10 protein-coding genes are annotated in these 11,201 nt (G+C 65.3%); 3 read left to right on the forward strand and 7 right to left on the reverse strand.

What is annotated here, in order from left to right; translation table 11 throughout:
• The first annotated feature begins 150 nt into the window (after positions 1–150).
• The 3 genes from E2E27_RS07185 to E2E27_RS07195 are packed head-to-tail and all read left to right on the forward strand — an operon-like array spanning position 151 to position 5,197.
• On the forward strand, positions 151–1,731 hold the full coding sequence (locus E2E27_RS07185) for an MFS transporter (RefSeq protein WP_141458316.1): 1,581 nt from the start codon (positions 151–153) through the stop codon (positions 1,729–1,731).
• The gene (locus tag E2E27_RS07190) at positions 1,728–3,095 is read left to right on the forward strand and encodes an alpha-amylase family glycosyl hydrolase (RefSeq protein ID WP_234036230.1); all 1,368 of its coding nucleotides are present in this window, start codon (positions 1,728–1,730) and stop codon (positions 3,093–3,095) included. The genes E2E27_RS07185 and E2E27_RS07190 overlap by 4 nt, the downstream gene beginning before the upstream one ends.
• Before the next feature lie 29 nt (positions 3,096–3,124).
• Positions 3,125–5,197: a glycoside hydrolase family 97 protein gene (locus tag E2E27_RS07195; RefSeq protein ID WP_141458317.1), complete on the forward strand. Its 2,073-nt coding sequence runs from the start codon at positions 3,125–3,127 to the stop codon at positions 5,195–5,197.
• 468 nt (positions 5,198–5,665) lie between these two features.
• Here the strand turns inward: E2E27_RS07195 and hemA are convergent, their stop codons facing one another.
• From hemA to puhA, 7 genes are read right to left on the reverse strand one after another with little or no spacing between them, the layout of a single operon-like run.
• On the reverse strand, positions 5,666–6,886 hold the full coding sequence (hemA, locus tag E2E27_RS07200) for a 5-aminolevulinate synthase (RefSeq protein ID WP_141461662.1): 1,221 nt from the start codon (positions 6,884–6,886) through the stop codon (positions 5,666–5,668).
• A gap of 28 nt (positions 6,887–6,914) precedes the next feature.
• On the reverse strand, positions 6,915–7,709 hold the full coding sequence (gene puhE, locus E2E27_RS07205) for a putative photosynthetic complex assembly protein PuhE (RefSeq protein ID WP_141458318.1): 795 nt from the start codon (positions 7,707–7,709) through the stop codon (positions 6,915–6,917).
• A complete protein-coding gene (acsF, locus tag E2E27_RS07210) occupies positions 7,703–8,764 on the reverse strand; it encodes a magnesium-protoporphyrin IX monomethyl ester (oxidative) cyclase (protein ID WP_141458319.1) in 1,062 nt (353 codons plus the stop codon). Before acsF ends, puhE begins: the two co-directional genes overlap by 7 nt.
• A complete protein-coding gene (locus E2E27_RS07215) occupies positions 8,761–9,063 on the reverse strand; it encodes an O2-dependent cyclase accessory protein (RefSeq protein WP_141458320.1) in 303 nt (100 codons plus the stop codon). Before E2E27_RS07215 ends, acsF begins: the two co-directional genes overlap by 4 nt.
• Positions 9,063–9,551 (reverse strand): photosynthetic complex assembly protein PuhC, encoded by a 489-nt coding sequence (gene puhC, locus E2E27_RS07220; protein WP_141458321.1) that lies wholly within the window; start codon positions 9,549–9,551, stop codon positions 9,063–9,065. Before puhC ends, E2E27_RS07215 begins: the two co-directional genes overlap by 1 nt.
• Positions 9,548–10,342: a photosynthetic complex putative assembly protein PuhB gene (gene puhB, locus E2E27_RS07225; protein ID WP_141458322.1), complete on the reverse strand. Its 795-nt coding sequence runs from the start codon at positions 10,340–10,342 to the stop codon at positions 9,548–9,550. Before puhB ends, puhC begins: the two co-directional genes overlap by 4 nt.
• Positions 10,333–11,142, reverse strand: a complete 810-nt coding sequence (gene puhA / locus E2E27_RS07230; protein ID WP_141458323.1) for a photosynthetic reaction center subunit H — start codon at positions 11,140–11,142, stop codon at positions 10,333–10,335. Before puhA ends, puhB begins: the two co-directional genes overlap by 10 nt.
• Positions 11,143–11,201 lie beyond the last annotated feature (59 nt).

Consider the following 11,201-nt stretch of genomic DNA (forward strand, 5'->3'; position numbering starts at 1 on the left):
AGGCCGGACAACGTTTTTTCCGACGATTTTCGGAAAGTTTCTTGCAAAATTTTGCAAGCCGTCCAGACTGTGCGGTGGCAGCGCGCGATGTAGCTTCGGACGGGAAGATCCGGGATATTGTGCCGGGCCGGGAGAGGGATGATAGCGACAATGAGCCACAGCGGCCACAAGCCAGCGTTGAGCGCCGGCCAGATCTGGAACATGAGCTTCGGGTTCCTCGGGATCCAGATCGGATTCGAGCTCCAGAACGGCAATGTCAGCCGCATCTTCCAGACGCTGGGCGCCGATGTGGGCAGTCTTGCGATCCTGTGGATCGCCGCGCCGATGACGGGGCTGATCGTGCAGCCGATCATCGGCCACCTCTCGGACAAGACCTGGAGCCCGCGGCTCGGCCGCCGCCGTCCCTATTTCCTCGCAGGCGCGTTTCTGGCGAGCCTTGCGCTGTTCGTGATGCCCAATGCACCCGCGCTGTGGGTCGCGGCGGGCATGCTGTGGATCATGGACGCCTCGCTCAACATCACGATGGAGCCGTTCCGCGCCTTCGTGGGCGACAACCTGCCCGATCGCCAGCGGACGAAGGGCTATGCGATGCAGAGCTTCTTCATCGGCACCGGCGCGGTGGTGGCGGGGGCCTTGCCGTGGGTGATGACCAACTGGCTGGGCCTCAGCAATGTCGCGCCCGAGGGGCAGATCCCCGAAACCGTGCGCTGGGCCTTCTACATCGGCGGCGCGGCGCTGCTGGCAGCGGTGTGCTGGACGGTGTTCAGCACCAGGGAATATTCGCCCGAAGAGCTCGCCCGGTTCGAGGCAGCGAGCGGGCGCGCGGCAGGGGCGGTCCATGTGCCGGTGCTGCGCTCCGCCGCGCAGTTCGCGCGCGGCGGCGTGGTATGGATCATCGCCGGAGCCATTATCGCCGCGTTGGTCGCGGTGGCGCGGGGCGAGGGGCGACCCGCCTTCCTCGGCGAGATCGAAGTCGCGCAGGAGCTTTACGTGCTCGCCGCGCTGATCGCCGGGTTCGGCGTGATCCAGCTGGTCGCGGCGTCATTGCGCCAGCAGGGGCGTGAGCGCAGCGGTTTCATGGAGGTCGTCAGCGATCTCTTCGCCATGCCCAGGACCATGCGCCAGCTGGCGGTCGTGCAGTTTTTCAGCTGGTTCGCGATGTTCGCGCTGTGGATCTACGGCACGCCGGGGGTGACGGAGTATCACTTTGCCGCGCGCGATGCCGCCAGCGCCGCCTATCAGGACGGGGCCGACTGGTGGAGCCTGATGGGGTCGGTGCGCAATGGCCTCGCCGCCGCCGCCGCGCTGGGCTTTGTCATGATCGCCGCGAAGATCGACCGCTGCCGCCTCCACGCGATCAATCTGACGCTGGGCGCGGCGGGCTTTGCCGCGATGCTGCTGGTGCGCGATCCGGCGCTCCTGTGGATTCCGCAGATCGGCATGGGCATCGCCTGGGCCTCGATCGTGGCGCTGCCCTACGCGATCCTGGCGGGCTGCGTCCCGGCGGAAAAAATGGGCATTTACATGGGGGTGTTCAACATCTTCATCGTCGTGCCGCAATTGCTGGCGGCGACGCTGCTCGGCTTTCTTGTCACCAATCTGTTCGGCGGTGCGGCGATCTATGCCTTTGTGATCGGCGCGATCAGCATGGTGCTGGCGGCGGCGGCGACCCTGATGGTGCAGGACGGCGAGGCGAAAGGCGCGCCCGTACCGCTGGCGGGAGAAGCATGATGCGGCTGGCGATAGCGCTTTTGGCGGGCGCGCTTGCAGCGACACCGGTGCTGGCCCAGCCCGATTACACCCCGCGCGACATGGTCGAGGTCGCCAATGCACCGTGGACGGCGGACGCGGTGATCTACCAGATGAACACCCGGCAATTCACCGCCGAGGGCACGTTCAAAGCCGCGCAGACACAGCTTCCGCGCCTTGCCGCGATGGGGGTCGACATCATCTGGCTGATGCCGATCCACCCAATCGGTGAGGCGAACCGCAAGGGCACGCTCGGCAGCCCCTATGCCGTGCGCGATTACCGTGCGGTCAATCCGGAACTCGGCACAGAGGCCGAGTTCCGCGCCTTCGTGGACGAAGCGCACCGGCTGGGGCTGAAAGTGATCCTCGATTGGGTCGCCAACCATTCGGCCTACGACAACCCGCTCACCCAGAGCCATCCCGAGTGGTACACCCGCACCCCCGAAGGCGGGCTGATGAGCCCGGCGGGCACCGACTGGTCGGACGTCGCTGACTTCGACTACTCGCAAGCGGGCCTCAGGCAATACATGACCGAGAGCCTCGTCTACTGGGTGCGCGAATTCGGGATCGATGGGTTCCGCTGCGATGTCGCGGGCTATGTCCCGACCGATTTCTGGGAGACCGCGCGGGCGCAACTGGACGCGGTGAAGCCCGTCTTCATGCTCGCCGAGTGGGAGCAGCGCGATCTTCACCACCGCGCCTTCGATGCGACCTATGGCTGGGGCTGGAAGGAGGCGATGCAGCGGCTCGTCAAGGACGGCAGCGGCGCGGGCGCGATGCGGGGCTATTACGCCGGGCAGTCCGAAACCTGGCCCCATGCCGCGATGCGGATGGTCTATACCGAGAACCACGACCAGAATTCGTGGGACGGGGTAGCAAGCGAGATCTACGGCGACGCATACGAAGCGGCGATTGCGCTCAGCTTCACCGGCAGCGGGATGCCGCTGATCTACAACGGGCAGGAAGCGGATAACGACCGCCAGCTCGAATTCTTCGAGCGCGATCCGATCGTCTGGCGGCAGGGTCGGCACGCGGCGCTGTTCGAAAAGCTGATTGCCCTCAAGACCGAGATGCCCGCGCTTCACAATGGCCGCTTCGGTGCGCCGATGTTGGAGGTGCCCACCAGCAGCACCGCCGATGTCTTCGCCTTCACCCGCGGCGAGGCTGGCGAACGGGTGTTCGCCGTGTTCAACCTCAGCCCGCGCGCGCAGAGCATCACTTTCACTCATGCGCGCCACCACGGCACCTATGCCGACGCGCTGAGCGGTGAGAGCGCGAGTTTCGCGGGCGACGAGACGCTCGACCTCGCCCCGTGGGGCTTCCGGATTTTCAGAGAAACCAAATAAGGCGTCCGGATGGGCGCGGGAGAGCACGCATGACGACACATTGGAAACCCCTCGTGGCCCTCGCGGCGATCGCCTGGGCGGCCGCCCCGGCCAATGCCGAGAGCCTGACGCTCGCCTCGCCCGACGGGAAGATCACCGTCACCGTCAGCGACGATGGTGGCCTCGCGACCTATGCCGTCGCCTACGAGGGCAAGCAGGTGATTGCGCCCTCGAAACTCGGGATGCTGTTCGCCGAGCACCACGGCTTCGAGCGCGGCCTTGCCATCGCCGGATCGACAACCGCCTCGCAGGACACCAGCTGGGAGCAGCCCTGGGGCGAGCGCCGCGTGGTGCGCGATCAGCACAACGAGCTTGCGGTCACCTTCAAGCCCGCCGACGGCCCAGAGCGGCAAATGACCGTCCGCTTCCGCGCCTTCGACACCGGCGTGGGCTTCCGCTATGAAGTCCCCGAGCAGGCGGCTTTGCAGGGCGACCTCAATCTCACCGAGGAACTCACCCAGTTCGGCGTCGGCGAGCAGACCACCATGTGGTACACGCCGTCGGACGAGTTCAACCGTTACGAATACATCACCCGCACCGCGCCTGCGGGCAAGGTCGACGACGCGCACACGCCTGCGACCTTCCGCAACGCCGACGGCATCTATTTCAGCATCCACGAGGCCGCGCTGGTGGACTATGCCGCCATGTCGCTCGACCAGCTGCGCCCCGGCAATTTCGAATCCAAGCTGCGCGGCTGGAGCGGCGGGCCCAAGGTCAAGACCAAGGCTGGCTTCACCTCGCCATGGCGCACCATTCAGGTTGCGCCCGATGCGGTGGGCCTGATCAATTCCGATATCATCCTCAATTTGAACGAGCCCAACAAGCTCGGCGATGTCTCGTGGGTCGAGCCGGGCAAATATGTTGGCATCTGGTGGGCGATGCATATCCGCGACCGCAGCTGGGGCCGCGACCAGATCCACGGTGCCACTACCGAAGAAACCAAGCGCTATATCGACTTCGCCGCCAAGCACGGATTTGCGGGCGTGCTGGTGGAAGGCTGGAACATCGGCTGGGACGGCGACTGGTACAACAATGGCGACCTGTTCGATTTCACCAAGCCCATGCCCGATTACGACCTTGAAGAGCTGGGCCGCTATGCTTTGTCCAAGGGCGTGCGGATCATCGGCCACCATGAAACCTCGGCCAACATCACCAACTACGAAAACCAGCTCGGCGCAGCGATGGACCTGATGCAGAAGGCGGGCGTGCGGCAGGTCAAGACCGGCTATGTCGCCGACGCGGGCGATGCGGTGCGGATCGACGAGAACGGCATCCGCCGCTACGAATGGCACGACAGCCAGTTCATGGTGCGCCACCATCTCAAGGTCGTGCAGGAGGCCGCCAAGCGCCAGATTTCGATCAACGCGCACGAGCCGGTGAAGGACACGGGCCTGCGCCGCACCTACCCCAACTGGATCGCCCGCGAAGGCGCGCGGGGGATGGAATACAACGCCTGGGGCACGCCGCCCAACCCGCCCGAGCACGAGGCGATGCTGGCCTTCACCCGGATGCTGTCGGGGCCCATGGACTTCACCCCCGGCATCTTCGACCTGAAGCCCAACGAGCGCGCACCCTTGCGCGAAGACATGCCGCGCGGCGATCCGTCGAACCGGCCCGAGACCACGCTGGCCAAGCAGCTGGCGCTCTACGTGGTGCTCTATTCGCCAATCCAGATGGCTGCCGACCTGCCCGAGAATTACGAACAGCGCCTCGACGCCTTCCAGTTCATCAAGGATGTCGAGACCGACTGGGAAGACTCGATCGCGCTCGCCGGGGAAATCGGCGATTACGTCGCGATCGCGCGGCAGGGGCGGAAGTCGAAGGAGTGGTTCCTCGGCGCAGTGACCGACGAGGAAGCGCGCGACCTGTCGCTGCCGCTGTCCTTCCTCGAGCCGGGCAAAAAATACCGCGCGCAAATCTACCGCGACGGGCCGGATGCCGACTGGAAGACCAACCCCTATGCGATGGTCATCGAGGAGAAGACCGTCACCGGCGGCGAGACCTTCGCGGTGCGCATGGCACCGGGCGGCGGGTTCGCGGTGCGGTTCATTCCGGTGGGGTGAGGGGCGGCTCAGCGGCTTTCGCTTGCTCTCAGCCGAGAGCCGCCGTTCGGCAAGCGTCCTGATTGCGGTCATCGACGACTACGAATAATAGTCATCCCAGCGAAAGCTGGGATCGCTCCCGCACTCGCGCGAGCTCGCGGTAAGATCGCCAGCGCCATCGCCAGAGAAAAAGCGAAGACGGCATAATGGCGCTTGGAAGATCGAGCAGATCGAAAAGGCCAGCACTGGTTGGAGCGACCTTTTCAAGTGACTCCGCTGACCGACGGCGACCCCAGCTTCCGCTGGGACGACGAAGAGGCAATGCGGCAGTTCCCCACCCAGTCCCGGACATTCGCCCCGCCGTCACCATCAGCCAATAGCCGTCGGACGCTTTCTCCCAATGCAAAGAGGGCGGACGCCGCCCCCACGGCATCCGCCCTCACTCCCGTCCAAGGGAGAGCCGGTCGTCCTGTCAGTGAGGGAGCGCCTTTAGGCGGCCTGTTCCATCCGGGCGAGTTCGCAATGCGACCAGATCTCGGACAATGCCTTGATCAGCCGGTCGATGTCGCCATCGGTGTGCACGGGCGAGGGCGTGACCCGCAGCCGCTCGGTTCCGACCGGAACCGTGGGATAGTTGATCGGCTGCACGTAGATGCCGTGGTTGTCCATCAGCCAATCGCTGATCATCTTGCACTTCTTGGCGTCGCCCACCATCACCGGGATGATGTGGCTCGGGTTGTCGAGGTGCGGGATGCCCATCATGTCGAGCGCGCGGCGTACCTGCGCCACGCGCTTCTGCTGAAGCTCGCGCTCGGCGCTTGAGGTCTTGAGGTGGCGGATGCTGGCTGCTGCACCCGCCGCGATCGCGGGGGGAAGGGCGGTCGAGAAGATGAAGCCGCTGGCGAAGCTGCGCACGAAATCGACGAGGTTGGCGGACGCGGCGATATAGCCGCCCATCACGCCATACGCCTTGCCCAGCGTGCCTTCGATCACGGTGATGCGGTCCATCAGCCCTTCGCGCTCGGCGACCCCGCCGCCGCGCGGGCCGTAGAGGCCGACGGCGTGGACTTCGTCGATATAGCTCATCGCGCCGTGCTTTTCGCACACATCGAGGATGTCGGCGATGGGGGCGATGTCGCCGTCCATCGAATAGACGCTTTCAAAAGCGACCAGCTTGGGCACCTCGGGGCCATACATGCCGAGCAGCTCGTCGAGATGCGCGGCGTCATTGTGGCGCCAGATCTTGTAGGGCGCGCGGCTGTGGCGGATGCCTTCGATCATCGAGGCATGGTTGAGTGCGTCGGAGAACACCACGCAGCCCGGGATTTTGCTCGCCAATGTGCCGAGGCCGGCCCAGTTGGAGACGTATCCGCTCGTAAACAGCAGCGCGGCTTCCTTGCCGTGCAGGTCGGCCAATTCGGCTTCCAGCTCGACATGGTAGTGGTTGGTGCCCGAGATATTGCGCGTGCCGCCCGCGCCCGCGCCGCATTCGTCGAGGCAGGTGTGCATCGCTTCGAGCACGGCGGGATGCTGGCCCATGCCGAGATAGTCGTTCGAGCACCACACGGTCACCGCCTGGGTTTCGCCTTCGACGAAGCGCGTGGCGTGGGGGAAGCGGCCGCGGTGGCGCTTGATGTCGGTGAACACGCGGTAACGGCCATCGGCGCGCACCGCATCCAGTTCGCCGGCGAAAAAGGCTTCGAAGTCCATGCGCATTCCCTCTGTCGTCTTCGTCATGTCAGTCTCGTTCGATCGTCGCTGCAGCCTTGCGCTGCGGATAGGCCCAACCCCACAGCATCCCGTCACGGAAGGGGAGGGCCAGAAAGAGGTGCTCGAGCACGCCCAGCAGGGCGAGCGTGGTCAAAAGGCTCGCGCCCACCATTTCGGCGCTGCCCACCGGCGCGGCGAGTGCCAGCGCGCCGAACCAGATGGTAACCCCAGTCAGCACCGCGATCGACATGATCAGCAACCGGGTCACGCGGTTGGGGCCGAAATAGCTCTTCAGATAGGCCAGCTGTTCGGGCAACATCTCCGAGGAGGAATTGGGCACGCCCACAAAGAGGTTGATCTTGGAAATCAGCCGCATCGCGAACATCAGCACGAACACGGTCGCCCCGATCTGGTTGGGCACGTCCCATGACAAAGAGATCAGCAGCAGCGCCGTCACCGCCAGTGCGACCTCGTGATGCATCACCGTCGCGGCGGCCTGCCGGAACCGGGCGATGCCGGTGAGGCGCGGATCGGCCAGCCCCCGGCGCGGGCCTGCCGAAGCGCCGGTGAGGAAAGAAAGCTCGTGCCAGCCCCACACCATCAGCGCGCCGACGAAGCCCAAGTAAACCGCCCAGACCTCGGTCGAAAGGGAGGCGACGAGGATCACGATCAGCCCTGCGATGCCGGCGACGCTGCCGACGATCAGGCTGCGCGAAAAGGTGGCGCGCTCGCGGTTGTCCGCCCAGGCAATCAGCCCGGTCGCGACAAACCAGATCGCCACCGTCACGATGAACGGTACAATATGGCCGCTCCAGCTCACCATGCGGGTTGCAGCCGGATCGATTGCGGCAGGGCGTTGGGTTTGGGCCGCTGGAAATACATCCGCGCAAAGGCCAGCCCCGCGCCGATCGTGCCCGAGGCGCGGCTCAGCAGCCCGCCGATTCCGCCGCGCGCCTTGCCGTCCTCGATCCGCTCGGCCGCGAGCCGCAGCTTTTCCATCTGGCGGCGGAAGGCCGGGCTGTCGATGTCGAGCTCGACCGGGAAAACCTGCCGGGCGATCTGGTTGGTGATTTCGAACACCTTGTAATCATATTCGGTCGGGTCGACGCCGAGCGCGGCGTGGAACACTGGCCGGTTGTGATCGCGCACATACATCGTGGCGTAGACCGACAGCAGGAAGAAGCGCACCCACAGTTTGTTCGCGCCTTCGAGCAGCTTGGGATCGGCGCGCAGCAGCATCGCGAAGGCCTCGCCGTGGCGGAACTCGTCGTTGCACCATTCCTCGAACCAGTCGAAGATCGGGTGAAACTTGTATTGCGGGTTGCGCGCAAGGTGCCGGAAGATCGTGATGTAGCGCGCGTAGCCGATCTTCTCCGACAGGTAGACCGCGTAGAAGATGAACTTCGGCTTGAAGTAGGTGTATTTCTTGGTCTTCGTCAGATAGCCGAGATCGACGCCGATGCCTGCATCCTTGAGGCTTTCGTTGATGAAGCCGGCATGGCGGCTCTCGTCGCGCGCGAGCAGGCGGAACAGCTGCTTCACGTCCGGGTTCTTGGTGCGCCGGGCGATTTCGGCATAGAGCACGCAGCCCGAAAATTCCGAGGTCATCGAGCTGACGAGGAAATCGGTGAATTCCTTGCGCAGGGCCGGTTCCAGCCCCTCAATCACGCCCTTGAAGCTGTCATTGTGCTTGAAGTGCAGCTTGTTGGGATCGCCCACCATGTCGGCGATCAGCTGGTCCCACTCGGCGCGCACTCTGCTTACGTCGATCGCGTCGAGCGCGTCGAAATCGGTGGTGTAGAAGCGCGGGGTCAGCATCGTGTCCTGCGTCGCCAGCGCCATCGCCTCCTCGCTGGTCATCGGCTTGTAGGCGTTCATTTGATCCTCCCGGCGTTGAAGCTGACTTCGTAGAGTTCAGCCAAGTCGAAATAGGCGGCGGCCTTGGTCAGGGCGCGCTTCAGGGGGCTTGCGCGGGTGACGGTGGCGCGGCGTTCGAACACCTCGCGCGCGCCGAAGGGGATCGCGATCGGCGCGCCATGCACGCGCACCTTGTCGCCCGGCTCCATCGCGATGTTGCCATCGAGTTCGACATGGGCATGAAAATGCTCCGAGCTCTGCTCGACCGTGATCGTGCAGGGGGTCTCGAAAGACTCGGTCGAGAAGAAGGCGAGAGCCATCAGCGCGCGGCCTCCGGTTTGGGCAACAGGCTAGCGTAGATCGCGCGGTTTTCAGGGCCGAAACCGGTGATTTCGATGTTCACGCCCGTTTCCGGATCGGACAGCGTCAGCGCGCCCGTGTCCCAGCGGGTGAGGGTAAAGGGCACTTGCGAGCCGATGTCGCGGATTCGGCGCTGGTGAACAAGGCTGCGCACGCTGGCGCGCACGAAGCCGCCTTCGCCCTGCCCATAACGGGCGAGCACCTCGGCGGTGGCGCCATCCTCGACCCTGACGGTGCCGTCGGCTTCGTCGAAGAAGCGCAGAGTGCGCTGCTGCGCGGGCTTCACCCCGGCGGCGGCGCGCGCTTCGCTCGGCACGGATTGCTTCGGCAGGAAGCCCATCGTCACCGAGGCGGTGAGCGCGACGGAAATCGCGATCACGCCACCCATCAGCGCCAGCGGCACCTTGTGGACGGTGATTTCGTCCTTCTCGTATTCGCGAACGATCATGCGGGGGCTCCCTCGAATCCGGTATCGCTGCGGTGCAGGGCCGGGGCGCGGTGGCCGGTCGGGGCCGCGGTCTGGACACCCGTCTGGCCGGTGACGGCGGCGGCTTCCTTGATCTCGGTCAAATTCCGCGCGATCGCGCCGTGCTGCGCGCGGGTGGCGGCGATCAGCTGGGCAAGCGCGGCGGCATCGGGCAGGGCGCGCAGCATCGGCTGGGGCCGCGCATACTTCCAAGGGCGCACATGCGGCCACAGCAGGGCGACGCCCAGCAGCCGGTCGCCCGCAAGGTCGAAGGCGATGTCGCCATATCCGGTCTTGCCGTGGAGGCGCAGATCGGCGGACAGCACCTGCTTCAGCGGAATGTTGATCCGCGTTTCGATCGCCATGCCGATACGCATGATCAGGCGCGTGTCGGTGAGAATGTAGAGCGTGGTGCGCGCGCTTGCCCAGGCGAGCGCATAGAGCAGCGCGATCAGCGCGGTGCCCAGCACGGCGGCCACGATCGCCGCATTGGTGTTGCCGGTCATCAGCGCGATCAGCGCGAGCGCGGCCATGTAGAAACCGAGCGTGCGGGTGTGGAACGCCGTGCGCGCCAGCAGGCCGAGCGCCGGGCGGCCCTTCCACAGCACCTTTTCATCGGCTGCGGGCGTGCCCATGCGATCGCCGAAGGCCTTGGGGCCATCTTCCTCGAGCGCGGCGTGATCCAGCCCTTCGTGACCAAGGCCTGCCGGCAGCGGCATTGCCGCCGCTGCCATGGGCTCTGTCACGCTACCGGCCTGCTCCGTCAGAGCCATGCTTCCGACCTTTCAGGTGTCGCATACATGTAGCCGCCGCCGAAATAGGCCTGGATGCGGTCTTCTTCGTAGCGGGTGATGACGCCTGCGGTTTCCAGCGCGGGGACAGCCTCGAACTGGGCGGCGGTGATCGCGTCGATCTCGACGAACTTGGGCTCGTCGTGATTGGTGGTCGGAAGCACCTTGCCCAGCAGGCTGTTGCCGTGGACATAGGCGACCGTCATCGGGGCGAGCACTTTCTTGCCCGAAGTGGTCTCGACCTCGAGATAGCGGATGATGTGTTCGGCCTGATCGACCCAGACATCGGTGACCTTGCCCGCGTTCACGCCGTCGGCGGCGACCACCGGCCAGCCGATCAGCGCCGGATCGTTGGGCGAGATGATCAGATCGTGGCTCTGCGCGATCGGCACGATGCGCGGGCGGCCATCGAAGGTGAGGTCGGGATACTTCGCGCGGTTGGCGAAGGCGGCCGGGCCCATGCCGTCCTTCATCGCATCGCCGGTCGGCACCCAAGGCGCACCGGCAGCCTTGAAGGCCTGCACGCCGGGGACGTTGACGTCGTCACGCGCGACGTCTTCGGGGGTGTAGGTGCCGCGGCCATTGGGCAGGGCGAAGGTCTTCTTGTCGCCGTCGAACAGGCTGCCGGGGAGGACCCTGCCGGTTTCCTCCTCCTCGAGCGGATAGCCTTCGCGCCGGCTTTCCTTGTTCAGGTAGAACACCAGCGCGACGAAGAAGCCGAAAAACAACAGGAAGGCGAGTTCGGCAGCATCAAAGGAGCCGACGATATAGGCAGCGTTCATTTCACATTCCTCTCATGGAACAGGCCGGCGGAGGCGAAAGCCGGGAGACGGTGACGGGA

The organism is Porphyrobacter sp. YT40 (assembly GCF_006542605.1).
Taxonomy (GTDB): domain Bacteria; phylum Pseudomonadota; class Alphaproteobacteria; order Sphingomonadales; family Sphingomonadaceae; genus Erythrobacter.

Bases quoted from the DNA above. Each gene is read 5' to 3' on its own strand.
- puhB (WP_141458322.1), bottom strand. From the start codon at position 10,342: ATGGCTCTGACGGAGCAGGCCGGTAGCGTGACAGAGCCCATGGCAGCG.
- E2E27_RS07190 (WP_234036230.1), top strand. From the start codon at position 1,728: ATGATGCGGCTGGCGATAGCGCTTTTGGCGGGCGCGCTTGCAGCGACA.
- puhA (WP_141458323.1), bottom strand. From the start codon at position 11,142: ATGAACGCTGCCTATATCGTCGGCTCCTTTGATGCTGCCGAACTCGCC.
- puhC (WP_141458321.1), bottom strand. From the start codon at position 9,551: ATGATCGTTCGCGAATACGAGAAGGACGAAATCACCGTCCACAAGGTG.
- E2E27_RS07215 (WP_141458320.1), bottom strand. From the start codon at position 9,063: ATGGCTCTCGCCTTCTTCTCGACCGAGTCTTTCGAGACCCCCTGCACG.
- E2E27_RS07185 (WP_141458316.1), top strand. From the start codon at position 151: ATGAGCCACAGCGGCCACAAGCCAGCGTTGAGCGCCGGCCAGATCTGG.
- E2E27_RS07195 (WP_141458317.1), top strand. From the start codon at position 3,125: ATGACGACACATTGGAAACCCCTCGTGGCCCTCGCGGCGATCGCCTGG.
- puhE (WP_141458318.1), bottom strand. From the start codon at position 7,709: ATGGTGAGCTGGAGCGGCCATATTGTACCGTTCATCGTGACGGTGGCG.
- hemA (WP_141461662.1), bottom strand. From the start codon at position 6,886: ATGGACTTCGAAGCCTTTTTCGCCGGCGAACTGGATGCGGTGCGCGCC.
- acsF (WP_141458319.1), bottom strand. From the start codon at position 8,764: ATGAACGCCTACAAGCCGATGACCAGCGAGGAGGCGATGGCGCTGGCG.